Genomic DNA, 24,108 nt, shown 5'->3' with positions numbered 1-24,108 from the left:
CGCTAAAACCCCATATCGATGGAATTATCAAAGCAGTAGTTTTGCGCCGAAGCGGCGGACAGGTTCTCACCCACCCTGTTGACGGTCAAAGAATATCCCGGATTGGTATCCGCGCCGGGCGGTGGAGTTAGCGAAAACTGCACTGTCCGAACACCTTTCTCGTAAGCTTTGGAAACATAAATCCGCTGCGAGTTTGAAACTCCCAATGTGCGAACTGCATAATCCCCAATTCCACACCAATAGGTGACCGCAGCCGAGGATCCACCGACAGGCTTCACTTCGTAGGTTCCATCCTTTAGCGGCGTGATCTGGGTTCTGAACTGCGGTCTAAGTTTATAGCCAAAACCAACGCCCTGAGACTGCGCAATGGTGGGGGTCAGTATGATGGCTGTCAAAGAGAGGCATGTAAGAAAACGCATATAAAACACCCTATGAAAAACGCGATCACGGCTGAGACGACGTGGGACCAACCAGCCTATACGAATCAATATAGTCAAACCGGGCCTCAGGTCTAACTCAACCCGTAACACATCAGCTTGAGTGAAAATTCTTTCTTTGAATATGTGGTGCGCTATGATCTCTGCATCAGCAGTTTCCAGAGTGGCCCGTGGAAAAGTCATTTCCCAAAGACTGGTTCGATCTTTCCGGTGAAAAATACGCCGACTTCGGTGCGTTATTTTATCTGGCTGCCCTGACCAAAACGCATCGTAACCGCAGTTTGGCACAGGTTCTCTATGCGTTCGAAACGCCGCTGAGATTGGGCCAGTATCACATCTTCCGCCAAAATGGCTTTCCGCGCGGCTTCGTAACATTTGCCGGTCTCAGCCCGGAAGCCGAATATCGCTATGCAGTTAAAGAAGAGCCGCTGAAAGATACCGATTTCGCCAGCGGCACATCCTTCTGGATCATCGACATGGTGGCACCCTTCGGCCAAACCCGTCAGATCGTCGACATGCTGAAACGGGACATCCCGCACCCGCGTGTGCGCACCAATCGCCTTAGCAGCGACCTGTCCACAAAGCGCATCGTCGAATGGACACGCGATGACCAGCAGCAGGTGCATATGCGCCTTTACCGCGATGCCGAATTTGCCAGAACGCTTGAGCAGGAAAACGGATGACTTCGGTTGTAACCATATCGGGCGATACCACGGGCGACGTGACCGGCTTTCCTCCGAATGTCGCTTCGGGTGACCTCGATGTCACCGCAACATCGGATTTCGGAACCTTCACCGGGGCCACCTGGGCAATCTCCGATCAACCGGATTTCGGCACCGCCTCAATAGATGCGAACGGTACGTGGACCTATACCGTCGACCCGGCCTTCTTCGATAGCCTCGATGACGGAGAAATCCAATTGGACTCGTTCGAGGTGACGGTCACCGCCAATTTCGCCAATGGTTTCTTCACCTTCAGTGGAACCCAGACCCAGATCATTGATATCACGATCGAAGGCGTTTGCTTTACCGCAGGTACTCTGATTGAAACGGCGGAAGGCCAGCGCGCCATTGAGACCCTGCGCGTGGATGACGACGTGTTGACTGCCGATCACGGAATACAGCCGATCCGCTGGATCGAAAGCAGCACCATGTCGCCCGAGCGATTGCGCGCAAATCCTGCGATGCGCCCGGTGCGTTTGACCGCAGGCAGTCTGGGACCCGGTGTTCCATCCCGCGATTTGCTGGTGTCTCAACAGCATCGCCTCCTGATCCACGGCCCCAAGGTCGAGATTCTGTTTGGCGCGCCCGAAGTGTTGGTCGCCGCCAAACATCTGTGCTCGTGGCCGGGAATAGATATTGATACCGGTGATGAGCCGGTCGAATACCTGCATATCCTGCTGGACAGGCACGAGATTTTGTTTGCCGAAGGGGCTCAGGCCGAAAGCCTGTTTCTGGGTGAAGAAACCCTCCACACGCTGTCTTCTGACGCGCTGCAGGAACTCGCCGAGATATTCCCCGAGCGCGCCTCGGACGAACATATCGGCTTCGGCCTTGCTGCGCGGCTGATCCTGCGCGAACATGAGGCGCGTGCGCTTGCCTAGGTCTTAGACAACCCGCCCCCCGACATCCTGCGGAGCCAGCGCGACGGTCTTGATCACCGCATAGCATGTACTGCCCTGCTGCAAACCCAGCGCCGCGACCGAGCGTCGGGTCACGCGCGCCAGCACAACACCCGCAGTTGTTTTGACCGACACGATTGCACCGGGCCCCTCACCTGCCCGGATCGCCTCGACCTGCCCCGACAACACATTCAAGGCTGAAAGACCCTCGGGTGGTCTACTGGACAGGATCACCTCTTGCGCCGGAATACGAATACGCAGCTCTTCGCCGATTTGATGGGCAATCCGAGGCAGGTAAAGACGAGCGCCACCGGCATCAAGTTCGGACAGGCCATCGTCGTGATGCGCCGTAACACGGACCCGCAGAACGGCCCCCACCGCGCGCACGCCTGCAGGGGCCACGGATGGGTCCGACAGAACATCGGACGCGGGACCATGCCGCACGACACGCCCGTCCTGCAGCGCGACCACGGACGTTGCAAGCCGGGCAACCTCGGCCGCCGAATGGGTCACATAAAGTATCGGGACCGAGACCTCATCCCGCAACCGTTCGAAATAGGGCAGGATTTCAGCCTTGCGCGCGTCGTCGAGCGCGGCCAGAGGCTCATCCGCAAGGATCAGGCGCGGGCTGGCCAGCAGGGCGCGGCCAATGGCGACGCGCTGTTTCTCACCCCCCGATAGCATCGCTGGGCGGCGGTCCAGCAGATGGCCAACACCCAACATCTCGATCACCCGATCCGGGTTTTCGCGTCGTGCCCCGCGCGGTGCAAACCAGCGACCATAATTCAGGTTCTGGCGTACGGTCAGATGCGGGAACAGACGGCCTTCCTGAAAGATATAGCCCAGACGCCGCCGATGCGGCGGCAGCCATGCCCCACGATCCGTGTCGAATAACACCCAATCGCCGACCGCGACCCGCCCGGCCTCGGGCCTCAGTAGCCCCGCGACTGCATTCACCACCGTCGTCTTTCCCGAACCAGAACGCCCAAACAGAACCGTTACACCGGAAGGTGCGTCGAAATCGAGGTCCAGCTTCATCCCGGGCAGCTGGTGTTGCAGGCGGACGGACAGGCTCATGATCCGGCCACGCGTTTGGCCACACGACGGCCGACATATTCCGACAGCAAAAGCGCGCCCATAGCGACGATGATCGAGATGATCACCAACCGAGTCGCCGCCGCCTCACCCCCCGGAACCTGCAAGAACGCATAGACTGCCGAGGGCAACGTCTGCGTCTGACCGGGTATGTTCGAAACAAAGGTGATCGTGGCCCCGAACTCTCCCATCGCCTTGGCAAACGCCAGGATCGCGCCCGCAATGACCCCAGGCAGGATCATCGGCAGCGTCACCGTTCCAAAGACCAGCAGACGCGAGGCCCCCAAAGTGGCGCCTGCCTGTTCCAGTTTTGGGTCTACCGCCTCGATCGACAACCGGATCGCGCGCACCATCAGCGGAAAAGCCATGATCCCGGCAGCCAGCGCAGCGCCAGTCCATCGGAAAGCAAAAACGATCCCAAGCTCGGCCAAAGGCGCGCCCAACGGCCCCTGAATCCCAAAGGTCAGCAGCAGCAGATAGCCGGTCACCACCGGCGGCAGGATCAGAGGCAGATGAACCAGACCATTCAGCAACTGGCGCCCCGGAAACCGCCAGCGCGCAAGCGCATAGGCAATGAAAATCCCAAAGGGCAACGTGATCAGCGTTGCCCAGAACGATACGCGCAGCGACAGGCGCAATGCCTCCATCTCTGCCGGGCCCAACCATCCCATCGTACTACCCTTCGGGCAGGGAGAACCCCTGCCTCATAAATTCGGCCCGTGCGGAATTGCCTTGCAAATAGGTCAAAAGCGCGTGCGCCGCAGGTTCTGCAGTAGAAGTCAGGGCTGCCGGATACACAATTTTCGGATGGACATCCGCAGGGATGACACCGATGACCCCGACCCGCTCATCAGCCACAGCGTCCGAGCGATAGACGATCCCCAAAGGCGCCGCCCCCGTCGCAACCAGCGCCAGCGCGGCACGAACATTGTCCGTCTGGGCAATCCGGTCCTGAACATCGCCCCAGAGTCCCAGACCCTGTAACGCGGCCTTGCCATAGATGCCCGCAGGCACCGCATCGACCAAAGCCATGGCCAGATACCCACTGCCTAGACGGGTGCTCAGGTCAAACCCCGCCTCAATCTCGGCCGTGTCAGCCCCCGGCGCACCAATCAAAACCAGACCGTTACCCAGCAACTCAATACGTGAAGCGGTATCGATCAGGCCCTCATCCTGCAGCACGTCAATCCAATCCTCGTTGGCCGAAATGAACAGATCGGCGGGCGCCCCCGCTTGTATCTGCCGCGCCAGCACCGAGGAGGCCGCGTACGACACCGTCACCTCTTGCCCGGTCTCAGCCTCATAACTTCTGGCAATCACGTCCAGTGCGGTCTTGAGGCTGGCGGCGGCAAAAACCAGCACGCCCTCGGCCCGAACCGGGGCAGCGAGTATCGCGCAGAAGGCCAAAGCTGCGATCAGACAGCGACAGGCGCCCGTCATTCTTTGCCTCCGGATCAGAGGGTTGCAATCCCTCTGGGCATATCGGAGGCAACACATGGCAGGCAAGGCCCTTTGGCCTTACAACCAAAGCTACGGCCCATATTGAACTCAGAATTCGATGGAAAACGAGAATCGCCCAACCCAAGATCAATATGCTGTCGCGCTTCTCTAAAACCGGAAACTCCCGAGGTAGAGCGCTCAATCGCTAAACAACGTGTCTGATCCGCCTCGCCTGAACAGCGATATCCGCATTTCGCTATTCAACCACGATATGACAAATGAGTTTGCTCGATTGGTAACCGCGCCCAGTTGCCTAAACGCTGATCTGAAACCTTGCGCAATTTTGCAAAAGAAATTGTGCCATACCCTCTTGCACCCACGCACGGGCTTAGCTACATGAGCCCTCACGGGTGATTAGCTCAGTTGGTAGAGCGCTTCGTTTACACCGAAGATGTCGGGAGTTCGAGTCTCTCATCACCCACCATCCTTTCCCCACAATGGATCAAGGTCTTACGCGACTAGCACCTCTAAATCCGCCCGTTTTAGACATCATGGCCTTCGCATAATCACGATTTACCGTTGCACGGTCCTCGAAGCGAGCATGCACGACGCAAAAGAACAGGGCACCGTCATCTAGGCCGTTGCGAGGAGTAAACCAATCAAAGGGGTCGGTGGGCTCTATCGATGCAATCTGATTGGTTGGTGGATCAACAGGTGCGACATTGGCTTCACTATTTGTGATATCATCGAGCAGTGTTGGACGGGCCGTGCCGGTATCCGGCGTGAGAATACCCATGATCTGCTCGCGACCAGCCGGAACGAAACGTCCGCTCTCCTCGACTGGAAACCGGATCGGCTGTCCGGCATAAATATCCCGCTGAACTTCACTGTTGTTAACAACAAGGGTTCCGTTAACGAGCACGTACGGAATGCCTTCCGACGGAAGACCTTGCTGACCGAGAGTATAGTTCGCCTTTTCGGTCACAGATTCCGGGTCGAAAATCGTGATGTCAGCGACCATGCCTTCCTGCATACGCCCACGCACCTGCATTGCTCGCAACCCTGAGTCACCTAAGCGCTTCGCATGGATGTAACTTAACTGAGTGAGTGTGAGCATAAGCGGCACATTCGCTTCGCGAGCCAGTCTCAAGACAAGCGCGTGGCTGCCTGCTGACCGAGGATGCCCGGCATAATCTTCGTAAGGAGCATCCCAATTCATCAAGTTGCCCTCGATGTCTAGCCCGGCCATACCGTCGCCCGAGATGCCATAGCCTGCGATAGTAATCCAATCATTCAGCCATTGCTCCCTTGGCGGGCTAAAAACAATTGCCGTCCGTCCCGGTTCATTCTCAGCGAAGCTCAAAAACTCGTCTTTTGTAACGAAGCGATCGAGTTGGGGATCAAAGATGGTGTCTTCGTATTTGTACCCCATCGAACCTTCCCAATTTTCGGGGGCGATGATCGAAGCGCCGTAGTTTCCCGATCCGGCAGTCCAAGGATAGTAGCTGGACCAGACGTTGTAGCCTTGGTCGCGGGCCATCTGGAGCTTTTCCTGATTTTCCCACCACCCATAATCATTGTCATGATGAATGTGCAGCGGGGCACCAAGCACCATCGCATTGACCAAGATTTCATTTACACCCGTCTGTGTTTCTGTCGGCGTCGAAGCACTGGGATGAAATCGGTGATGGACGGAAGTCAGTCTACCGTAACGCGCCGCAGCCCGCTGTGCTTCGAACATCTCATAGGTGGTAATACCTTCGCGAGCGTAACCGATGGTCGATCCCACACCGAGTGCTCCAAGACGTAGTCCCTCATCCAGCTGGGCAGTGATTTCGTTCATCTGCTCACGGTTGCTTGGTACAGAAGACCACCCCTCGACGCCGTCTTCCACAGATTGTGCCCTCAGTGCGAAGAAGTTCCGGAAGTCTATATCTCCACCTTCAAGCACGAGCCCGTCATGGACCCGCATCCGTGCGAATTCTTGTCCAACCACCGTGCCATAATTTGCCTGCGTTGAGCCCTCTCGTGCTTCATACCATTCATCAATGTTAGCGGCTCCGACCTCAAAATCCATTTGAGTTGTGACGCCATCCCTAAGGTTTACTTTGATACCCCAAGGGTCCAACCCGTGTTGCTCAAGGTCGATAAATCCGGGTGCCACAACGTGCCCTGTCGCATCGATGGACTGGCTGCCGTTAATATCTTCGTCGGTGATCGCAGTGATCCAGCCGTTGCTTATTCCAACGTTAGCAATCTGGTCGAACCCAGTTTCCGGGTCCATGACCCGACCGTTGAGAATGACGATGTCGTAAGTCTGCGCGGCGCCTAGTGTCGAAAAAACAGACAACGTGCCCGCCAGAAACAAGGTACGCATGGATGGATCCTCCCTTTTATCGACAAAACTGAATGTTTTGTTATTTTTGGAGTCTGCTTTCGCCCCACCTCAGAAAACGATCCGAGTTCTTAGACCGAACAGCATAATGCTATCCTGCGTGGGGTTCAGCAGCGGGTCAGAAATGAACTGCAGTGATGGCGTGATCTGCAGCCCGGGTGATATTGAAAAACGATAGAATGCTTCGAGCGTGAACTGATCACCGTCTATGCCCCTTGCCTCGGCCCAGTTCAGTCCCAGCCCGGCCAGATCGGTATTGCGACCGTAATATCCCAGACCTGCAGAAACGGACCGATCATAAAGCGCCGCTGTCCCTTTTGAGGCCCCTGCCCTGAAGAATGGCATCCATTTATTGCCAACAAACCACGCCGCTGAAAACGCGGCCCCGTAGTCTTCTGGACGGCTGCCATCGTCGGCTGCATCCGCGTGCCAAAGGGTCAGGTGGATATTGTCAAAGTAGATGCGATCAAAGCCGGAGGTGTAACCAAGCTCGAGTGACTTGAAGAGATTGCCATCGCCAAACACATCAAAGTTTGGATCAGACGGGTCGGCGTTTGCGTCTGAGATGCTCGCAACAGCGTAGAAGTTTTCGCTCAGCTTTACCCCACCGGCAATGCCAAGGCCTTGATTGGGTGTGTTAATAGTCGGGTTGGTATTGAAAGACAGGTTCTGGAAACCGCTGTATGGGCTGACCAACCCATAAATGTCCACAAAGTCCGTTACATCAATCTGCCCGACTTGCAGTGTCCACGAGCCGTTCTCGGCCCTTTGCGTCCAGAACAGATTGGTCAGCAGCAAACCATTATCGTTGAAGGCTGTCCCAGTGATCGAAAGTGCTCCGCCATCCAGCCCGAGGAATTGCGGGGCAACATCGGTGTAACTGTGCCGGTCTTCGATCTTGAATGTCAGAGAGCCGCGTTCAGTTGCCTGCCAACTGCCGTAAAAACGCGCAATTCCGCTTGCCGCTTCGCCGGTTCCCAGATCAGCATTCGTGGATTGGCCCAATGCCAAGTAATCAATGTTGAACCGAAACCCACCCTCAGCCAGCCGGTCTTTCCACTGAAACCAACCTGGTGCGATATTGCGTGGAAAATCGGAACGGTATTGCGGATCGGTTAGCCCATCGCCGGGCTCTAGATCAGCTTCGACCGAAGATGGCCCGGACAGTCCCTGAGCCGACGCTGCGCCAGCAAAGGCAATACTCAATGCGGCAAACAGAAGTCTTATCATTCAGATGCCCTTGCCCCGCTGGTCTTGCGATCTCCCGCCGCCCGGATGCGATCGGCGGCGCGCTGCTTCCATTCCAGCCTGTCTGCTTCAGTTTCCAGAGTTTCGACGCGTTCCGTCTCCAACTGGAAAGTCGCATTCATAGGCATGAGGCCGTCCACAACCATCATATTCTGAACAGAAGGATCGATAGTCAGCGTGCCCGTCAGCCGAACGGGTTCGTGGAAATAGCTGGGCGTCCAGTCTCCATTCAACCGTACACGGATCATCTGGTTGGGCGGAGGAGGAGGCATGTGACTACACATCCCGCGTTCCGGCACCAGATACGCGACAGGTCGCCCGTCCGGATCACTCGGAGCGGGAATGGCAAAGCCCGCGAGTGTGATTGTTTGACCGTCGAATTGCGGATTTCCGTTTGTACCTGCTTTTCTTCGACGTTCCGTCACGACCTCTCGCTGATCCAGCAGCCAGTCGACATCAATCCCATCTGCCACCAAGGCATCCTCAGTCTCGGTCAGAAGCTCTTGCCATTTCTGCCTTTCTTCATTGCTACCAAAGTCCCGCTGCAATCTGCCGCGCAGTCGTACGACGTAAAGGACATCGTCGAATTGTTCGGCGCTAAGTTCGCGATAGGGGTCTTCAAAGACCTGCGCGGACGGGTCAGGCAGGTCAGACCAGTCTAACGCGGTTTCTGGCGTCGCCATGACAGGAAGAGCACACCAAACCAACCCTGCGAATACTACGGAGCGGAAGCAATGTCGCATAAATACTCTCCGGCTGTTCAGACAGGTCAATCCAGTGTGTTTTTGTAGATGACGCCGTCCTTCATGATCAGGCGGATCGTATCTGGGCTTTCAGGCCTCGGGTCGGCACCGAACCATTGATCACCCGTGCCAACAACCGTGAAGTCTTCAAGTGGGTTACCATCGATGAGCAGGATATCCGCATAAGCTCCTTCCTCGATAACGCCCAGTTTTCCGGCGGTGTACGGGTTCATAAAGTCACCTGACAAAGCGACCACCTCACCACCCGTCGATGTCAGCGTCACCATCGACGTGTAGGGTCCAAAAAACTCATTGTTCAGGTGCTTCTCGTAGGCAATCTGGATATTGCATGCCTCGACCGAACCAACACAGTCGGTCTGGAACCCTCGCTTCACCGGGCATTCCTTCATATTGTCGATGTAGCCCGCAAATGTGGCCGAGGCGGACTTTGCCTTAGCAAGACTCGACGGGACATTTGCCACTGCCGGAATATCTAGCAATCCGGGATCGAAGGCCGTCAGGTTGGTGGTAATGTATGCCCCTTTTTCGTTCATGACTTGGGCAATTTCACAGTCAAACGAGAAGCCATGTTCGATCGACATCACACCCGCATCTAGCGCGCTCAGGATTGCTTCCTTCCGATAGGAATGCGCCATGACATAGCTGCCATACTCGTTTGCCACCTGTACCGCAGCTTTGATTTCCTCAGGCGATCCAGCCAGCAACTGCCACGGATCGAAGGCCGATACGACGCCACCAGATTGCATGAACTTCAACTGCGTCGCGCCCATGCGGAAATTGTTGCGTGCGAACTTGTAAACGTCATCAACACCGCTAATTTCCTGCGCCAAGTTCAGCCTGCTCATGTTTGTTTCAGACCCGGGCGGTGCAGTGAAATTCGCGAAGTCAGCGTGACCACCTCGCGTTCCGATAAATGCACCAGATGGAAAGTAACGCGGGCCGTCAATTTGGCCTGCGTCAATTGCACGACGTAACCCGCCATTGGCGCCACCCGCATCCCTGACTGTGGTGAAGCCCTGCATCAAATACATCTCGGCCATCCGTGCACCGTGTATGGCAAAGTCCTCCCAGGTTGTGTTGGCCTCCATCGCAGGTAACGTCGGCCCCATCAGCATGAGGTGCGCGTGCAGTTCAATAAACCCGGGGGTCAGTGTCCGTCCCTCTCCGTCAATGACCGTAGCATTGGGGGCATCGATCGCTTCGGTTGATACGGCCTTAATCAGATTACCCTCGACCAATACGCTGGCATTCTCGATACGCTGTTCATTGACGCCATCGAAGACATGCACGTTGGTAAACAACGTTTGAGGTTCTTCTTGATCCTGAGCATGCGCGGACGTTGAAAAAGAAAGAGCTGCAGCGACAATTACCGTCGAGCAAAGGGACAATCGTAGGCCGGACATAAGTACTCCCTTCATATTCGTGTTTTGCAAACTGTAGTCCGGAAAATCTTGGCTCGGTTGCCACTTTCGAATTAGGATGTTCGAATGTGATTGAAAAAATGGCCACTTCTTAAAACTAATCCAGACAAGGGTGACGAGCTTGCCTTTCAACTCCACCTCTCAAGAGCATAGCGAGGGCTTTATTCGCCTCTCCTTAGCTGCTCCGTTCCTGCAATATCTCACCGAACGTAAGATCAATCCGCAACCAGCATTGGATCAGGTCGGCCTGAAAGCCGAACTGTTGTCTGACCCAGCCGTGTTCGTGCACTCAGAGTTGGTCTATGGTTTGGTAAATGCCTTCTCAGAAGTATCAGGGGATCGATACCTTGGACTGAAAGTAGGGGAGACGTTTGACCTGCAAGAGTGGCCTCCGTTCGCTCAGGCCCTGCAATCGACAAAGACGCTGTTCGAGTTCTTTACCCGTTTCGTGGGGCTTGTACCGCAGGAATCCAATTCTGTGCGACACAGCCTTGTCGTAGAAGCGGACAAAGCGACTTATCGAATCGAAAGGCAACAAGAGCCTACTGTACCGCCGATTCAGGTGACCGGTTTTGGTGCCGCAATCTATGTACGCCTATTGCAGACCGTCGTCGGGGATGCCTGGGATTCTTCGCGTGTGCGATGGGAAAGCAGATACATCAACGGACTACCTATCGACTACAAGGGGATCGAGGTCGGCCTTGGGACCGATCCCGGAATGCAGATTAGTTTCCCTGTAGAATGGTTGTTTTTGCACCATGTCTCGGAGGGCTCTGCCAAGCCCATCGCCTCACCGCGACAAGATGAAGAAGTAACCGTAGTAGCTGCTTTGCGATCTGTTTTACGCGATAAGCTGGATGAAACCGATTTGGGACCAGAGGTGGTGGCTGGATTGTTGGGAATACAGCCGGAACGGTTTCTTAAAGCGCTTCAGCAGCAAGGCACAACGCTGCCCCGCGAAATCAAACGGCTGCGTGTCGATGTCGCCAAGGAACACCTCGGAGAAGACAAAATGACAATAGCTGAGATCGGTCTAATGCTCGGCTACTCCGACAAATCCCATTTCACACGCTTTTTCAGGGGCCAGACCGGAATGACACCGACCAAGTTCCGCCTGGGTTCGTAATTATGTTGCAAATGCCTGGATCAGCTGTGCGAACTTGATCTCGGAACAAAAGCAAAGGCGCGACCAGACTGCCGTCTCGACCGCGCCTTAAATCATTCTATTCGAACGCCATTATTGGCCCGTGGTCTCTACGCACGTTCCCTTGCCCCATCCTGACTTGCTGCCAGAGGCAGAGTAATCAAACGTGCCCTTCTCAGGGTGAACGTTATAATTCAGCGTGTAATCCTCACCGACATACAGATAGGTCAGGGTGTCGAGACCGGGAAACACATCCACATCCTTGTCGATATCCCCGATCGTGATGTGGCCCTTTTGCTGCCCATCATACTTCACAAGCCGAGCGGCCATTTCCGGGTGTTCCGCATCCGGTGCCTCACATTCAAACACCCGTTCCTCGGCGAATGCGGCTGCAGGCAATAGGGTAAGAAGCAGAGCTGCCTTTTTCATTGATTTCCAATCTGTATTCGATCTGTTGCACTGCGGCGGCTATTGACGATTTTGGGCGGAATTTTGTCCAAACTCGGGTCGTTCTGCGGTCTCGTTACACGCATCTCGTTAGACCAATTCACGTTTGGGTTTCGCCTGCGTTTTGAGGTGAGCACTAAGCACATTTCCATCGCGTTTTGGGGAGTATCCAACCCAGCATTGAGGGCTCGAAGACAGAGACAATGGGTCTATGCACCCATCAGCTCCTGAGAAATTTCTTAGGGTTCGTCATGGCAACCATTTGGAACCTCAATTTGTGAATTCCAATGCTGAAGGGGGCAGCGCGGGACCGGGCCAACTCTGCCCTATAGCTTTGCCCATAGCGGGACGTGCGGTCGCAGTGGGGTGAAAATCCCTGCGCGCGCTCCCATCTGTTCAGGACAGAAAAAGGAGAGCGTCTGATGCAATGTCCGATTGATGGAACTCAGCTGGTAATCACCGAGCGGAGCGGGGTCGAGATTGATTATTGTCCGCAATGTCGTGGCGTGTGGCTGGACCGTGGAGAACTGGACAAAATCATCGATCGCTCTGCCGACCATACGCCGCCGCCACCGCCGCAGCGGGGTTTTGATGACCGATCTGATCACGGATACCGTAAAAAGAAGAAACGCGGCGGCTTTCTGGATGAGCTGTTTGACTTCTAAGACGTTGGCACCGTGATCTGAGAGGGTTTTATCGCTTGTTGTATAGTCACGGGTGAGATGGGTGCGAGCACCCATCCTACGCTTGCTAAAATTGGTTTGTCTCATCCTGAATTGGTCGAGGGACATTCTGAAATGTGAATTTTAGCGGAATCAAAGCTGTAAGAAACAACATCGTGATGCTGCTCACAGAAATTAAGATACCCGCCCAAACTATCCCATCTGATAGATCAAATTCATTGATTGGCAGTACAGAAGCAACGCAAATGGCTTGGGCAGCAAAGACGAGTAATATTGTTGAAACTGGAAGAACGAGTGAAAGGCTTAAGCCAATTGCTTGAGCGACGCGGTGAAGCCAATGGCTTTGGTAGCCCACTCTTTTTGGGATAAGGGCGTCAATCCAAGCGTTGTTCCCTTTTAGGTGCAACATCCGCATGTTCGGGTGTTCAGAGGTAGTAAGAGAGAACAGTTCGATTCGCATGCGAGTCATTGTGAAAATGTCGAGCGCTTGAAACACAATCAAGACGGCAAAAACGCTCAACGACAATGAGCAAAACTCCGTCAGATAGGGTATTTGATTGAAATTCAGTCCAAAATACCCTGCATCACCTATAGCGTCGTTTGCCGTTGCAATTGAGAGTATGCTTACAACAAATGCATAAACTATCGTTTTGCCGTAGTTTGCCTCTGCTCGATTTTGAACATTGCATAATGCTTGGATGTAGTCGTCATTAACGAAATAACTGTTGTCGCGTGTCTCACAATAGAATCCAAAAATGGCTCTACCTAGTGGCGTTTTCCAAATCGTTGACGGTGCATCTTCCTTTCGCTCTTGGTTAATATTTAGCTGACTATCACTTTGTTCCAATTAGCTTTTCCTTCTTCGCTTCACATTCCCGCCCCGCTGACCTGGCCTGCCCGCCGTTGACCTCCCGCGCGATTTCACGGCGTCTTCCGAGGCTTTCTCGACCGCCCATTGGCGCGCCATAGGGTCGTCGGCGACGGCCAGATCGACCGCTTCCAGACGTTTGATCTCATCCCGGATGTTGGCGGCCTCTTCGAATTCAAGATTCTCGGCGGCCTTGCGCATCTGGTCGCGCAGCCCGTCCAAGTGCGCTTCCAAATTCGCACCATGCATCGGTTTGTCGATGGTGGCGGTGACCCGGTTCATGTCGACATCGCCTTCGTAGAGACCGGCCAGAACGTCCTCGACGTTTTTCTTCACGGTCTCAGGCGTGATGCCGTGTTCTTCGTTATAGGCGAGCTGTTTGGCGCGGCGGCGGTTGGTTTCGCCCAAGGCGCGCTCCATCGAGCCGGTGATCTTGTCGGCATACATGATCACCCGCCCATCGGCGTTGCGCGCGGCGCGGCCGATGGTCTGGATCAGTGAGGTTTCCGAGCGCAGGAAACCCTCTTTATCCGCGTCCAGAATGGCGACCAGCCCGCATTCTGGGATGTCGAGCCCTTCGCGCAGCAGGTTGATGCCGACCAGAACGTCGAAGGCCCCAAGCCGCAAATCGCGCAGGATTTCGATGCGTTCCAGCGTGTCGATGTCCGAGTGCATGTAGCGCACTTTGATGCCCTGTTCGTGCAGGTATTCGGTCAGGTCCTCGGCCATGCGTTTGGTCAGCGTTGTCACCAGCGTGCGGAATCCGTTGGCGGCCACCTTGCGCACCTCGTCCAGCAGGTCGTCCACCTGCATCGACACCGGGCGGATTTCGACCTCGGGGTCCAAGAGGCCGGTGGGGCGGATGACCTGTTCGGTGAAGACACCGCCGGTCTGTTCGATCTCCCACTTCGCCGGGGTGGCCGAGACAAAGACGGATTGCGGGCGCATTGCGTCCCATTCCTCGAACTTCAAAGGTCGATTGTCCATGCAGGACGGCAGGCGGAACCCGTGTTCGGCCAGCGTGAACTTGCGCCGATAGTCGCCACGGTACATGCCGCCGATCTGCGGGACACTGACATGGGACTCGTCGGCGAAGACAATCGCGTTGTCCGGAATGAATTCGAACAGGGTTGGCGGCGGTTCGCCCGGCGCACGGCCCGTGAGGTAGCGCGAGTAGTTCTCGATCCCGTTGCAGACGCCGGTGGCCTCGAGCATTTCCAGATCGAAGTTCGTACGCTGTTCCAGCCTTTGAGCTTCCAGCAGCTTGCCCTCTCCGACCAGTTGATCCAGCCGGATGCGGAGTTCCTTTTTGATCCCAATGATCGCTTGGTTCATCGTCGGCTTCGGCGTCACGTAGTGCGAGTTCGCATAGACGCGCACCTGTTCCATCGTCGCGGCACGTTCACCGGTCAGCGGGTCGAACTCGGTGATGGTTTCCAGTTCCTCGCCGAAGAACGAGAATTTCCAAGCACGGTCCTCAAGGTGGGCCGGCCAGATTTCCAGGGAATCGCCACGCACCCGGAAGGACCCGCGCTGGAAAGCCTGATCGTTGCGGCGGTACTGTTGGGCAACCAGATCAGCCATCACCTGCCTCTGGTCATACTCATGACCCACCTTCAGATCCTGTGTCATCGCTCCATAGGTCTCGACCGAACCGATACCGTAGATGCACGAGACCGAGGCGACGATGATCACGTCATCGCGTTCCAGCAGCGCCCGCGTGGCCGAGTGGCGCATCCGGTCGATCTGTTCGTTGATCTGCGATTCTTTTTCGATGTACGTGTCCGACCGCGGCACATAGGCTTCTGGCTGGTAATAGTCGTAATAGGAAACGAAATACTCGACCGAGTTCTCTGGGAAGAAGCCCTTGAATTCCCCGTACAGCTGCGCTGCCAGCGTCTTATTTGGCGCCAGGATGATCGCAGGCCGCTGCGTTTCTTCAATCACCTTGGCCATGGTGAAGGTCTTGCCCGTCCCGGTCGCACCCAGCAGGACCTGATCTCGCTCACCATCATTCACACCGCCTGCCAGCTCTTTGATCGCCGTCGGCTGGTCGCCAGCCGGGGCGAACTCGGTGTGCATGACGAACTGCTTGCCGCCCTCCAGTTTCAGACGCGCGCGCACGTCGTCTGCGGTCAGTTGAGTCTTGTCGGAATGGGCATAAGGCATGGGCGGGCTCCGGGTCAGGCCCCTACATTTGTTCTTATTTTGTCCATCTGCAAGGGCTGATCTGGATTCATTTTCAGCTAAGCGGTCCGGGGTTGGGCGTCGGGGTGCGTTTGAACCTTCGCCGCCAAGGCCGACAGGTTCTCGGCCTGTACGCAACCCATCATCATCTTCAACAGGGTTTGTCCCATTAACCAGCCCAACGGTCCATATTTCATACGAAAATCCATACTCCAGATAACACGGCTGCGCGTGTCGGACAGCGGTGTGATGGCAATCGCCGCCTGTGCTTCGCGCAGAGGCATCGCCATCTGCGACAACCGTACGGTGTAGCCGCGGTCAACCTGCCAATCCGTCACCTCTTCGACCAATGATGTGCCGTTCGCGAAGTGACACCGGCGCTGTGACCCAACACCATCCGATCCGGCAGTCAAAGCATCAACCGATGTCACCTGCGGGGTAAACTCATCGATATGCATAAAGCGGCGGAGGATAGCCCAAATCTCATTGGGTCGGGCGTTGATGTCGAGGTGGCGTTCTTGGTGAAGCATCCTGCTGTCCTTTTATGTCTGCGCGCTTTCTACCCCGAACTAATGACAATACCTGTCATTAGGCAGTCCATGCGACCCGCGACAATTGTCATCTTGTCCCGGCGCGCGCTCTGACGCATAAACAGCTTCAGCCAAGTGAGTACGGAGAGGCGACATGCGCGCACGGATTTACCAGCCTTCGCGAAACGCGATGACCTCGGGGATGGCCAAAACCCGCAAATGGGTTCTGGAATACGCCCCGGCTTCTGCGCGTGAGGTCGATCCGCTGATGGGCTGGACCTCGTCCAATGACACCCAAACGCAGGTGCGTCTGAAGTTCGATACCAAGGAAGAGGCGCTGGACTATGCCAAAGACAACGGCATCGACGCGCAGGTATGCGAGCCGCACGAGCGCAAGCCGAACCTGCGGGCGCGCGGCTATGGTGAGAATTTCGCCACTGACCGGCGCGCTCCCTGGACCCACTGACAAGGCCCTGTGAATGATCGACATCCGCCAAGCAGACCCCGGCGCCAAGGATCTGCGCCCGATCATTCAAGCGCATCTCGCCCATAGCTGGGACGCGACACCGCAAACCTCAAATCATACGCTGGACATTGATGCCCTGCGCGAGCCGGGCATTCGCTTTTGGGCTATTTATGAGGCGGGTAAGCCCTTGGGTTGTGGTGCGCTTAAGGCGCTGCCGGATGGCACTGCCGAAGTTAAATCGGTGCACGTGGTTGCTGCTGCGCGCGGCCGAGGATTGGCGCGTGTGATCATGAACCATCTTGCCGATCTGGCCCGAGCCGAGGGCGTTTCCGCACTTGTCCTGGAAACTGGCGCAAATCATCTCTCGGAATATGACGCAGCACGCAAGCTATATGAAACATTGGGATATTCCTATTGCGGTCCGATCTACGGCTATGACGCCGATCCAAACAGCGCGTTTATGCGGTTGGACCTTACGTTCAGCCCAAAACACTGAGGGAAAAGCTGAAAGCACCCGCTTGGTGCAGTCTGACCGACCGCTTTGAATTCAGATATAAGGGCCGTACCCTTGCCCCGTTTCGAAAAACATCTGAAAAAATGGCGAGCCGTGGAGGACTCGAACCCCCGACCTGAGAATTAGAAGTTCCCTGCTCTAATCCAGCTGAGCTAACGGCCCGGTCTTGTTCCGCTTGTATCAGTCAATCCATTAGGATTGTCAACTTGATAGGGGGCAAGCTTGTTCTTTCAAAAAGGTTATTTCCATCAGGGTATTGGCCGAATCTGGCAGACCTCTCGGCAAGAGACATTGAACCTACCTGCAGTTCAAACTTGCAGCCCAGCGCGCCCTGCGTCACGTTTGAAATCACAAATTGTGATTCCAAACGGATATGATGACGAACCCGGAAAACCTGCCCAGCCCTCAAGAGGTCCAAAACGCCATTCATCGGGTGCGCGGTGTACGCGTGGTTCTGGCAGAAGATCTGGCGCAGTTTTACGGAAAATCCGTCAGCGCCTTCAATCAGGCCGTCTCGCGCAATAAGGATCTGTTCGAAGGCTACCGCTTTCAGCTTTCCGACGCTGAGGTCGCGGATTTGCAATCACAGAATGTGATCTCAAAACCCGAAGGCCGCGGTGGCCGACGGGTCAATCCGTGGGTCTATACCGACTACGGCGTAGCTATTGCCTCGACTTTGTTTAAAGATCCGCGCGCGATCAGGATCACGCGGATGATCACCGAAGCCTTTGTTGACGGCACCAATGCGCTAGCGGAAACCCCGCGCAACCCGCCTGAGATTCTGCCACCGCAAGATGCCCCTACGCCGTTGCTTCCAAATGGGGATCAACTGCGTGATCTGGCCGAAAACATCCTTGATTCCGGACAGCAAAGCCTTGTGGACTACATCGCCAATCCCACCACCAAACGGCAGCAGGCGGTGGCAGTGATCATGAAGACCCTCGCTGAAACGGCGGGCGAAGAGGTTCGCACACAACATGACCGTCTGCGCCTGAGCATCGCCGAACGGCTGGCCAGCGGAGACTATGCCGACGATGATGACCGGAAAAAACTGCTTGAGCTGCTGCACGCCATGAAAGACTGACCGCCTTAAAGGCCCAGCTCTGCCCGCGCCTTTCTGGTCAGCTTAGCTACGACCAGATCGTATGAGATTACAATATGATCTCGCAGCGACGCGTCGCTCATGCCACGTTCATCGTAAACCTGCAGCCATTTCATACCTCGCGATGCCAGATAAGGCGCTGGGCGGATACCTGGCTCATCTCCGAGGACCTCAAAGGCTAGATCGGTAGCCTTGAAGGTAAACGCATCCTTTCCGTCGTTCCAACCACAGATGGCAAAGACTTTGCCGCTTACTTTCCAGACATCTGCGTTGCCCCACTGCACGACATGGCTGGTGGCTTTGAGGTCCGAGCAAAAGGCATTGAATTCATCACGAGTCATCGCGGCGACTGTGGCGCTCTGGTCAGGACAAGGCAAGACCCGCTTTGCGGGCGCAACTTTCTTTACCCGGCATTAACCTAGCTGCGCCAAATCATAGGTGATGTATAACTGTAATTCTCCCCTCTCGCCTGAGGTTTGGCTCCGTGATCTATTCGCCTCCAAGGCGGTGCAGCAAGGTGGCGTAATCCGTCGCAAGGCGCGCGATATAGAGCGCTTTGCCGGGATGGAGCGTTTTATGGCCGAAATCAATCGTCGCGGTTATCAAGTGGCGGAAAACTCGGGCCAGATCGTAATCTTCTGCAACCGCGCACCCGTGCGTTGGCTCACCTGAGCCACGCAACGCTTTCTTGAAAAGAAAGCGCCCCGAAATCTTTTCAAGATTTCGCCCCCCACCGATTCAAGGCTTCAAAAACTTTGCCGTTCCGACAGTGCGCTGTTTCGGGGTCTGAAGATTCCGGGGATTGGCTTGGATATCTCCCGGCATCGCGACATTGCGTGGTTTCTGCAAGGCAAACGAGCCACAGGCGACACCATCGCCATCGGGGTCATTGCGCTTATGATATCCGGGCCTTCCTTCGCGAAAAGGCCCGAAACCCAGCATCTCCACCGCATCACACCCAGCCAGCGCCACCAGATGGATCACCGCTTCATGACGTTCGTAGTCTGAAACGCGCAGGTAGACACCGATTGCGATCATTCCTGTGGTTAAGGGCAAGGCCAGCACCATCAGTAGAATACGCACCGGGGACAGAGCCTGCCTGCGCAACGCGTCTGCCCGCCGTTGCCGCCGTGTAAGACGAGGGTTCGGATCGGTGTCTTTCGTTTGTTTCCCGGTTGTCATGCCATAGGTCTTACACGCGGTATGTGGCAAAGCCATGGCCGCAATCGGGGTCGGCTTGGAAAAAGCTCGACCTTATCGCACCACATGCACGGCACATTTGGCGTGGCGCACCACATGGGTCGCGGTTGAACCCAACAACAGGTCCTGCATCCCCGGGCGGTGCGAAGCCAGGATGATCAGGTCGGGCTTATTCACTTCGGCCCAGTCCAGAATCGTTCGCCCGGAATGGCCTTCAACCACCAGCCCCTTCGCATTCGGGACGCGCGCCGCCAGAGCATCAAGCTCGGTCTGAATGGCCTTGCGGGCTTCGGACAGATACTCGGCAGGCATGTACGAGATCGCATAATCCGGAATGTGCTCTACCACATGCAGCAGCGTAACCGCAGCCTCGGGCGTCGACAGTAGTTCTGCCAGCTTCAACGCTGCCGAGCTGTCCCGTTCGGCATCAAAGGAAATGGGAACAAGAATGTTATGATACATGGCTCGCGCCTCCGTAGTTGTGCCGCTATACTGCGCGACCGGTGGCGGCCGTGCATTGACTCAGATCAGGTCTCACCGAATGTCTCGGCGACGTCGTACATCACTGGTTCAAAGCTCTTGCACAGCTCGTTAACCCTGCGATTCCGCTCTCGCATCTCCGGTGTGCGCAACATCGCCAGGAAATCCTCGCGGCGCTCCCATTGTGAATAATTGGCAATCCGCGTCTGGGCATCATTCACATGCAATCCGGCTGAAATGAAACCCGGCTGTTTCGAAATGAACTCGGCATAAGCATCGGTCAGCGCCTCAAGAAGGTCCTGGCAGGTTCCGGGGGTCATCTCGAAGGTGGTGATGACAGTCTGATAGCTGTTGGTTTTGGAAATCTGCGGCATAAGGCTCCTCCTTTATAGCTGACCCGAGCCTAGCACAGCTTTTGAAAACGCCACCCTTTTCCTGCACATAGACAATGTTTTTGGATCAAAAAATCTTTCTCGAAGATGAACAAGAAACTAACCATCCGTTAACCATGTCTGCCGATGCTGCCCCCATGGCTCGTCTGGTTCTCGTCATTCCGCTGCTTTTCATGGTGTGCACTCCGGCATGGTCCGGTGCGTGGCTCCGCGAGAAGGGGTCAAGCTTCACCGCGTTATCTGTGACCGCTTTCAAAGAGGAAGACGTCTACAAGTACAAATCCTCGCTTTATACCGAGTGGGGATTGCGGCCGAAACTCACGATCGGACTGGATGCCGAGGAGCATCAGGATTTGTATGGGCACGCGCTGGTCTTTGCACGCGTGCCGGTTGCAGACATGGGGTCAGCAGGGCGTCTGGCGGCCGAGTTCGGCGTTGGCGCGCACCATCGCCAGTACAGTAGTTGGGCAATGTACAAAGCAACACTTTCCTACGGCAAAAGCACTCAAACCGGATTGGGAGGCGGATGGATCAATGTCGACGCAGCGCTCGAAAACCGCACCCATGAGGCAGTGATCCGCAAATTGGATTTCACGGCCGGTCTGTCCTCGGGTCGACGGTTTGACCCGCTCCTGCAGATCGAAACTTCTTATGTTTCGGACCGACCATGGTACTGGAGGGTGCGACCTTCGCTGATGTATCGCCCAAAGACGGGCAGACTCACCTGGATTCTGGGTGCCGAGCGCAATTCGGCTGATGATAACATCGGGATCAAATTTGGATTGTGGCGCAGCTATTAAAGATGGGCCGCCTACATTCAGGCGGCCCACCACATCAATCAGGTATCAATCCGCAGAATGGTCGAAACCGCACCACGCAAGCTTTCGGACCAGCGCAGGCGGATATCGCTCTGGCCCGATCCCTGTCGCAACTCGACATATGGCGCGGTATAGCGCACCGCATTCAACGATGTCCTGAGGCTTCCCAGGGCAACAACCGCATCACACCCGCGCGCCCTGCCCCCGAACGGCAATTGGCCCTGCGAACTGACGGTCCAGGCTGATGACGGTGAGCTTTGCGTGTGCTGCAGCCGCAATGGATTGGCGCAAGGCGTATCGATGCCGTGGAACGTATTGTTCTCGAAACACACCCTCTTGTGCCTTTCCGGATCAAGATCGGCAAAACTGGTATCGACCCGGTCCACTCGGTCGATCCGCACGTTGTTGACGCGGAACTTGTTGCCGGTGACGGTCAGCCCGTTCAAGAAATGCCCCGTGCCATGGGGGCGGATCACCAGATAGCTGAACCAGGGGGCAACATCGCTGGCATAAAAGATGTTATCCGTGATGCTCAGCGCGCTGAACGAGAAGCTGGTGAAATAATCCGGGTTGGCATCGTGCTCGTTGGTCCATTCGATAAAACAGTTATCGACATAGTTCTCGGCGATGGACGAACTGTTATAGCCGCCGATGATCACCAACCCGGCGTTGCGCACCCCGTTCGCGACGTTGTCGCCCTGGAAGAAGTGGTTGCCCAGCACCAGATTGTTGTCGCCGCTCAGCACCGCGAAATGATGGAACCGCGTGGCCCGGTTGTGGCGCAGCTTGACGTCGTTGGCATTGGCGTTCAGCGCGATTGAGCTTCGGTCCGGCACGTCCAGACTTTCCTCGGTCGATAGGAACTGACAGCCATCGATCAGCATCCCCTGACATCCGCGCCCGATTGATGTGATACCCCGGTCCTTCGGGCGACTGATGAAACAGTCTTTCAGTACAAAAGTGTTCCCGCCCGGAGACAACCGGATCGCGCTGCACCGACCGTTACACTGGAACTCGATCCCTTCCATGTTGAACTTCTGCAGCGCACTGAAACCGCTGAAATCTAGCAGGTACTTGAACGATGTGAAGGTGAAGGTCTGCGTCCCTGCGGCATCATAAGTCGGCGCACTCAGCGTGATTTCACCGGTGCTTTCGTTTTTCGACCGCACATAAACCTCACGCCCGACCCCGCTGCCGGTGACCAGCGAACCCACCGGTATATTCGCCACATTGGCCACGTTGGTCAGCGTATCAGGATCAGACGGGCTGTAGGTCGCGATCGAGGTGAAGGTCTCGGTATCCCAGGTCGAGCTGCTTTTGACGTCAAACTGCCCGTTGCGCACCACGCGACGGGTGGCATAGCCCGTCCGGTTCGGCACAGCCGCTGCCATATCGATGGGCTCGGTCACCGCGATCTTGCGCCCGCCCAGATCCAGCGATTCATGGTCCGAGCTGTTCAGCAGCGCCTGAAACGCCTTCTTGAACGCCAGCATTTCATCGCCGAAGGCGGTGATATAGGTGGGCAGATCGAAATTCTTGGTCAGCAGCAGCATCTTGTCGATCGGCATCGTGACAGTTCCGTCGAACGAGATCTCGGACGCCATATTGGTGTTCTCTTCCAGCCGGAACTCACCCTGCGGCACGTAAACCTTGCGACCGTTCGCCGCCTGATCCGCTGCCTCAAACGCTGCCGAGTCATCGGTGACACCATCCCCGACCGCCCCAAAATCACGCACATCGACCAAACCGATCATGTCGCGCAGGAAGACCGAGGTCACATCCGCGATCTCGATATCATCCACCCGCACCACCGCGCCGTTGGTGCCTTCGATATCCAGACCAAAGTGACCGTAAAGCGCCGCATTGCCCCACGGCATATCCACACCGGGGCGCAGCCCCGTGCCCACGATGGCCGTTACCTCATGGACGGTGCCATAGCCGGTCAGCTGCACCGCCGAGCCCTGCTCGACCAACCCGTCCACATGCGCATCTCCGGCACCACCGGCCCAGCCCGCGATCCGCACCTCGGGCAATGGCCCACTGATCGCCTTCACCCGCGCCTTGATCTGCAGATAGCAGCCCGGCAACAAGGGCGTCTGCCCCATATACCGCAGCCGCTGCGGTTCTGCCGTCTTGTAAATCTCCAGACAGCCTGCAAAATCCGCATCCGCAGGAACAAACACACCCGTGCCCGACCCCTCATAGGTCGGAGAGCCCGGCGTGCCGTCGCCGCTGGACCAGACCCCAAGACCAGCCGCATAGGCGGGCGGCATGAACACGATGCCGTCGGTGATTGCCTTGTTCATGTAAAATCCCCTTCCCAATCGCGCCAAGCACGCGCGCCAAAACCCGATACCGCCCGGGCCCTGAGCCCAAGCGCATGGGTCTGAGTATCGAAAAGGGATTAATCGCGGCTCTTACCACCGTGACGGTGGTGTTGCCTCAGGCCGCCGGGTCAGAATTACCCAGCAACTGCACGCCATTGATCTTCCAAAGGCCCTCTTGCTGGATCATCTGGTAATCCAGCAAATGCACGCGACCCTCGCCATCGGTGATCATGACCTTCTGCCACAGGTTCCCGGCGACCTCGCGCAGTTCCAGAAACCGCACCTCCGCTGGCCGCCAGACCATCGGATAACCGCGCCGAACCATGACCCCGAAATTATCCGGGTCGCCAAACATGCGCTGGATATTCGGGCTGGCAAAAGTGAACGCGGTGGCAAAGTCATCCGCCTTGAACGCCTGTATCTGGGCCGAGATATTGGCCTCGATCTCGTCACTCTGAGCAAAAGCTCCGGATGCCAGTCCGGCACTCAGGGATAGGGCAAGCAATAGTCGACGCATGGGGCCACCTCC

The 24,108-nt window shown here is 56.2% G+C and carries 27 protein-coding genes and 2 tRNA genes; 10 read left to right on the top strand and 19 right to left on the bottom strand.

Features of this window, described 5'->3' with window-relative positions; translation table 11 throughout:
* Positions 1 to 2: 2 nt before the first annotated feature.
* Entirely contained in the window at positions 3 to 419 is a 417-nt protein-coding gene (locus ACRZ96_RS13100) for a hypothetical protein (RefSeq protein WP_480707214.1), read from the bottom strand.
* A gap of 188 nt (positions 420 to 607) precedes the next feature.
* Here ACRZ96_RS13100 and ACRZ96_RS13095 point away from each other — a divergent pair, with 188 nt between their 5' ends.
* On the top strand, positions 608 to 1,120 hold the full coding sequence (locus ACRZ96_RS13095; protein ID WP_480707212.1) for a toxin-activating lysine-acyltransferase: 513 nt from the start codon (positions 608 to 610) through the stop codon (positions 1,118 to 1,120).
* On the top strand, positions 1,117 to 2,040 hold the full coding sequence (locus ACRZ96_RS13090) for a Hint domain-containing protein (protein ID WP_480814717.1): 924 nt from the start codon (positions 1,117 to 1,119) through the stop codon (positions 2,038 to 2,040). The genes ACRZ96_RS13095 and ACRZ96_RS13090 overlap by 4 nt, the downstream gene beginning before the upstream one ends.
* A 3-nt stretch (positions 2,041 to 2,043) precedes the next feature.
* On the opposite strand, the gene modC is transcribed toward ACRZ96_RS13090, so the two are convergent.
* The 3 genes from modC to modA are packed head-to-tail and all read right to left on the bottom strand — an operon-like array spanning position 2,044 to position 4,593.
* The gene (gene modC, locus ACRZ96_RS13085) at positions 2,044 to 3,135 is read right to left on the bottom strand and encodes a molybdenum ABC transporter ATP-binding protein (RefSeq protein ID WP_170423887.1); all 1,092 of its coding nucleotides are present in this window, start codon (positions 3,133 to 3,135) and stop codon (positions 2,044 to 2,046) included.
* Positions 3,132 to 3,824, bottom strand: coding sequence for a molybdate ABC transporter permease subunit (gene modB / locus ACRZ96_RS13080; protein ID WP_170423885.1), 693 nt, complete (start codon positions 3,822 to 3,824; stop codon positions 3,132 to 3,134). Before modB ends, modC begins: the two co-directional genes overlap by 4 nt.
* Before the next feature lie 4 nt (positions 3,825 to 3,828).
* The gene (gene modA / locus ACRZ96_RS13075; RefSeq protein ID WP_480707208.1) at positions 3,829 to 4,593 is read right to left on the bottom strand and encodes a molybdate ABC transporter substrate-binding protein; all 765 of its coding nucleotides are present in this window, start codon (positions 4,591 to 4,593) and stop codon (positions 3,829 to 3,831) included.
* 408 nt (positions 4,594 to 5,001) lie between these two features.
* Between modA and ACRZ96_RS13070 the strand changes: the two genes are divergently transcribed.
* A tRNA-Val gene (locus tag ACRZ96_RS13070) sits at positions 5,002 to 5,077 on the top strand.
* An 18-nt stretch (positions 5,078 to 5,095) separates the two neighbouring features.
* On the opposite strand, the gene ACRZ96_RS13065 is transcribed toward ACRZ96_RS13070, so the two are convergent.
* From ACRZ96_RS13065 to ACRZ96_RS13050, 4 genes are all read right to left on the bottom strand, one after another.
* Positions 5,096 to 6,970, bottom strand: a complete 1,875-nt coding sequence (locus ACRZ96_RS13065) for an amidohydrolase family protein (RefSeq protein WP_480814716.1) — start codon at positions 6,968 to 6,970, stop codon at positions 5,096 to 5,098.
* A gap of 69 nt (positions 6,971 to 7,039) precedes the next feature.
* Positions 7,040 to 8,218 carry a carbohydrate porin gene (locus ACRZ96_RS13060; protein ID WP_480814715.1) on the bottom strand — a complete coding sequence of 393 codons (1,179 nt, stop codon included), beginning with the start codon at positions 8,216 to 8,218 and terminating at the stop codon, positions 7,040 to 7,042.
* Positions 8,215 to 8,919 (bottom strand): DUF3299 domain-containing protein, encoded by a 705-nt coding sequence (locus tag ACRZ96_RS13055; protein WP_480814714.1) that lies wholly within the window; start codon positions 8,917 to 8,919, stop codon positions 8,215 to 8,217. Before ACRZ96_RS13055 ends, ACRZ96_RS13060 begins: the two co-directional genes overlap by 4 nt.
* 86 nt (positions 8,920 to 9,005) lie before the next feature.
* Positions 9,006 to 10,418 (bottom strand): amidohydrolase family protein, encoded by a 1,413-nt coding sequence (locus ACRZ96_RS13050; RefSeq protein ID WP_480814713.1) that lies wholly within the window; start codon positions 10,416 to 10,418, stop codon positions 9,006 to 9,008.
* A 124-nt stretch (positions 10,419 to 10,542) separates the two neighbouring features.
* On the opposite strand from ACRZ96_RS13050, the gene ACRZ96_RS13045 reads away from it, so the two are divergent.
* A complete protein-coding gene (locus tag ACRZ96_RS13045; protein WP_170395978.1) occupies positions 10,543 to 11,547 on the top strand; it encodes an AraC family transcriptional regulator in 1,005 nt (334 codons plus the stop codon).
* Positions 11,548 to 11,658: 111 nt separating this feature from the next.
* On the opposite strand, the gene ACRZ96_RS13040 is transcribed toward ACRZ96_RS13045, so the two are convergent.
* Complete coding sequence (locus ACRZ96_RS13040) at positions 11,659 to 11,994, bottom strand: hypothetical protein (RefSeq protein ID WP_170395976.1); 336 nt, start codon at positions 11,992 to 11,994, stop codon at positions 11,659 to 11,661.
* Positions 11,995 to 12,434: 440 nt separating this feature from the next.
* Between ACRZ96_RS13040 and ACRZ96_RS13035 the strand changes: the two genes are divergently transcribed.
* Positions 12,435 to 12,677 (top strand): zf-TFIIB domain-containing protein, encoded by a 243-nt coding sequence (locus ACRZ96_RS13035; protein ID WP_170395975.1) that lies wholly within the window; start codon positions 12,435 to 12,437, stop codon positions 12,675 to 12,677.
* 85 nt (positions 12,678 to 12,762) lie between these two features.
* Here ACRZ96_RS13035 and ACRZ96_RS13030 read toward each other — a convergent pair whose 3' ends face one another.
* The 3 genes from ACRZ96_RS13030 to ACRZ96_RS13020 all read right to left on the bottom strand — a co-directional run bounded on the left by ACRZ96_RS13030 (position 12,763) and on the right by ACRZ96_RS13020 (position 16,280).
* Entirely contained in the window at positions 12,763 to 13,542 is a 780-nt protein-coding gene (locus ACRZ96_RS13030; RefSeq protein ID WP_170597328.1) for a hypothetical protein, read from the bottom strand.
* A complete protein-coding gene (uvrB, locus tag ACRZ96_RS13025; RefSeq protein ID WP_480814712.1) occupies positions 13,543 to 15,732 on the bottom strand; it encodes an excinuclease ABC subunit UvrB in 2,190 nt (729 codons plus the stop codon).
* Between the two features lie 77 nt (positions 15,733 to 15,809).
* Complete coding sequence (locus tag ACRZ96_RS13020) at positions 15,810 to 16,280, bottom strand: SRPBCC family protein (protein ID WP_480707194.1); 471 nt, start codon at positions 16,278 to 16,280, stop codon at positions 15,810 to 15,812.
* Positions 16,281 to 16,434: 154 nt separating this feature from the next.
* Here ACRZ96_RS13020 and ACRZ96_RS13015 point away from each other — a divergent pair, with 154 nt between their 5' ends.
* Both ACRZ96_RS13015 and ACRZ96_RS13010 read left to right on the top strand, forming a co-directional pair.
* Entirely contained in the window at positions 16,435 to 16,746 is a 312-nt protein-coding gene (locus tag ACRZ96_RS13015) for an ETC complex I subunit (RefSeq protein WP_480707192.1), read from the top strand.
* Positions 16,747 to 16,759: 13 nt separating this feature from the next.
* Entirely contained in the window at positions 16,760 to 17,242 is a 483-nt protein-coding gene (locus ACRZ96_RS13010) for a GNAT family N-acetyltransferase (RefSeq protein ID WP_480707191.1), read from the top strand.
* 102 nt (positions 17,243 to 17,344) lie between these two features.
* On the opposite strand, the gene ACRZ96_RS13005 is transcribed toward ACRZ96_RS13010, so the two are convergent.
* Positions 17,345 to 17,422 (bottom strand) — tRNA-Arg (locus ACRZ96_RS13005).
* A 214-nt stretch (positions 17,423 to 17,636) separates the two neighbouring features.
* Here ACRZ96_RS13005 and ACRZ96_RS13000 point away from each other — a divergent pair.
* Positions 17,637 to 18,344: an ORF6N domain-containing protein gene (locus ACRZ96_RS13000; RefSeq protein WP_170408459.1), complete on the top strand. Its 708-nt coding sequence runs from the start codon at positions 17,637 to 17,639 to the stop codon at positions 18,342 to 18,344.
* A gap of 5 nt (positions 18,345 to 18,349) precedes the next feature.
* Here ACRZ96_RS13000 and ACRZ96_RS12995 read toward each other — a convergent pair whose 3' ends face one another.
* Positions 18,350 to 18,703 (bottom strand): MmcQ/YjbR family DNA-binding protein, encoded by a 354-nt coding sequence (locus ACRZ96_RS12995; RefSeq protein WP_170514068.1) that lies wholly within the window; start codon positions 18,701 to 18,703, stop codon positions 18,350 to 18,352.
* A gap of 100 nt (positions 18,704 to 18,803) precedes the next feature.
* Here ACRZ96_RS12995 and ACRZ96_RS12990 point away from each other — a divergent pair, with 100 nt between their 5' ends.
* Entirely contained in the window at positions 18,804 to 19,034 is a 231-nt protein-coding gene (locus ACRZ96_RS12990; RefSeq protein ID WP_480791442.1) for an aspartate aminotransferase, read from the top strand.
* 66 nt (positions 19,035 to 19,100) lie between these two features.
* Here ACRZ96_RS12990 and ACRZ96_RS12985 read toward each other — a convergent pair whose 3' ends face one another.
* From ACRZ96_RS12985 to ACRZ96_RS12975, 3 genes are all read right to left on the bottom strand, one after another.
* Positions 19,101 to 19,580: an excalibur calcium-binding domain-containing protein gene (locus ACRZ96_RS12985; protein WP_480537247.1), complete on the bottom strand. Its 480-nt coding sequence runs from the start codon at positions 19,578 to 19,580 to the stop codon at positions 19,101 to 19,103.
* 36 nt (positions 19,581 to 19,616) lie between these two features.
* Positions 19,617 to 20,024: a universal stress protein gene (locus tag ACRZ96_RS12980; protein ID WP_170395959.1), complete on the bottom strand. Its 408-nt coding sequence runs from the start codon at positions 20,022 to 20,024 to the stop codon at positions 19,617 to 19,619.
* A gap of 65 nt (positions 20,025 to 20,089) precedes the next feature.
* Positions 20,090 to 20,416, bottom strand: coding sequence for an antibiotic biosynthesis monooxygenase family protein (locus ACRZ96_RS12975; RefSeq protein WP_170395957.1), 327 nt, complete (start codon positions 20,414 to 20,416; stop codon positions 20,090 to 20,092).
* Positions 20,417 to 20,550: 134 nt separating this feature from the next.
* Between ACRZ96_RS12975 and ACRZ96_RS12970 the strand changes: the two genes are divergently transcribed.
* Positions 20,551 to 21,234 (top strand): hypothetical protein, encoded by a 684-nt coding sequence (locus ACRZ96_RS12970; protein ID WP_480814711.1) that lies wholly within the window; start codon positions 20,551 to 20,553, stop codon positions 21,232 to 21,234.
* Positions 21,235 to 21,272: 38 nt separating this feature from the next.
* On the opposite strand, the gene ACRZ96_RS12965 is transcribed toward ACRZ96_RS12970, so the two are convergent.
* The gene (locus tag ACRZ96_RS12965) at positions 21,273 to 23,558 is read right to left on the bottom strand and encodes a glycosyl hydrolase family 28-related protein (protein WP_480772036.1); all 2,286 of its coding nucleotides are present in this window, start codon (positions 23,556 to 23,558) and stop codon (positions 21,273 to 21,275) included.
* A 136-nt stretch (positions 23,559 to 23,694) separates the two neighbouring features.
* Complete coding sequence (locus tag ACRZ96_RS12960; RefSeq protein WP_480707186.1) at positions 23,695 to 24,096, bottom strand: DUF4864 domain-containing protein; 402 nt, start codon at positions 24,094 to 24,096, stop codon at positions 23,695 to 23,697.
* Between the last annotated feature and the right edge of the window lie 12 nt (positions 24,097 to 24,108).

The sequence above is a fragment of the Ruegeria sp. CF1 genome (genome assembly GCF_056537445.1).
The sequence above is the reverse complement of the archived record's forward strand: the minus strand, read 5'-3'. Positions and strand labels throughout refer to the sequence as shown.

Bases quoted from the DNA above. Each gene is read 5' to 3' on its own strand.
- ACRZ96_RS13100 (WP_480707214.1), bottom strand. From the start codon at position 419: ATGCGTTTTCTTACATGCCTCTCTTTGACAGCCATCATACTGACCCCC.
- ACRZ96_RS13090 (WP_480814717.1), top strand. From the start codon at position 1,117: ATGACTTCGGTTGTAACCATATCGGGCGATACCACGGGCGACGTGACC.
- modC (WP_170423887.1), bottom strand. From the start codon at position 3,135: ATGAGCCTGTCCGTCCGCCTGCAACACCAGCTGCCCGGGATGAAGCTG.
- modB (WP_170423885.1), bottom strand. From the start codon at position 3,824: ATGGGATGGTTGGGCCCGGCAGAGATGGAGGCATTGCGCCTGTCGCTG.
- modA (WP_480707208.1), bottom strand. From the start codon at position 4,593: ATGACGGGCGCCTGTCGCTGTCTGATCGCAGCTTTGGCCTTCTGCGCG.
- ACRZ96_RS13065 (WP_480814716.1), bottom strand. From the start codon at position 6,970: ATGCGTACCTTGTTTCTGGCGGGCACGTTGTCTGTTTTTTCGACACTA.
- ACRZ96_RS13060 (WP_480814715.1), bottom strand. From the start codon at position 8,218: ATGATAAGACTTCTGTTTGCCGCATTGAGTATTGCCTTTGCTGGCGCA.
- ACRZ96_RS13055 (WP_480814714.1), bottom strand. From the start codon at position 8,919: ATGGCGACGCCAGAAACCGCGTTAGACTGGTCTGACCTGCCTGACCCG.
- ACRZ96_RS13050 (WP_480814713.1), bottom strand. From the start codon at position 10,418: ATGAAGGGAGTACTTATGTCCGGCCTACGATTGTCCCTTTGCTCGACG.
- ACRZ96_RS13040 (WP_170395976.1), bottom strand. From the start codon at position 11,994: ATGAAAAAGGCAGCTCTGCTTCTTACCCTATTGCCTGCAGCCGCATTC.
- ACRZ96_RS13035 (WP_170395975.1), top strand. From the start codon at position 12,435: ATGCAATGTCCGATTGATGGAACTCAGCTGGTAATCACCGAGCGGAGC.
- uvrB (WP_480814712.1), bottom strand. From the start codon at position 15,732: ATGCCTTATGCCCATTCCGACAAGACTCAACTGACCGCAGACGACGTG.
- ACRZ96_RS13020 (WP_480707194.1), bottom strand. From the start codon at position 16,280: ATGCTTCACCAAGAACGCCACCTCGACATCAACGCCCGACCCAATGAG.
- ACRZ96_RS13015 (WP_480707192.1), top strand. From the start codon at position 16,435: ATGCGCGCACGGATTTACCAGCCTTCGCGAAACGCGATGACCTCGGGG.
- ACRZ96_RS13010 (WP_480707191.1), top strand. From the start codon at position 16,760: ATGATCGACATCCGCCAAGCAGACCCCGGCGCCAAGGATCTGCGCCCG.
- ACRZ96_RS13000 (WP_170408459.1), top strand. From the start codon at position 17,637: ATGACGAACCCGGAAAACCTGCCCAGCCCTCAAGAGGTCCAAAACGCC.
- ACRZ96_RS12995 (WP_170514068.1), bottom strand. From the start codon at position 18,703: ATGACTCGTGATGAATTCAATGCCTTTTGCTCGGACCTCAAAGCCACC.
- ACRZ96_RS12990 (WP_480791442.1), top strand. From the start codon at position 18,804: ATGTATAACTGTAATTCTCCCCTCTCGCCTGAGGTTTGGCTCCGTGAT.
- ACRZ96_RS12985 (WP_480537247.1), bottom strand. From the start codon at position 19,580: ATGGCTTTGCCACATACCGCGTGTAAGACCTATGGCATGACAACCGGG.
- ACRZ96_RS12980 (WP_170395959.1), bottom strand. From the start codon at position 20,024: ATGTATCATAACATTCTTGTTCCCATTTCCTTTGATGCCGAACGGGAC.
- ACRZ96_RS12975 (WP_170395957.1), bottom strand. From the start codon at position 20,416: ATGCCGCAGATTTCCAAAACCAACAGCTATCAGACTGTCATCACCACC.
- ACRZ96_RS12970 (WP_480814711.1), top strand. From the start codon at position 20,551: ATGTCTGCCGATGCTGCCCCCATGGCTCGTCTGGTTCTCGTCATTCCG.
- ACRZ96_RS12965 (WP_480772036.1), bottom strand. From the start codon at position 23,558: ATGAACAAGGCAATCACCGACGGCATCGTGTTCATGCCGCCCGCCTAT.
- ACRZ96_RS12960 (WP_480707186.1), bottom strand. From the start codon at position 24,096: ATGCGTCGACTATTGCTTGCCCTATCCCTGAGTGCCGGACTGGCATCC.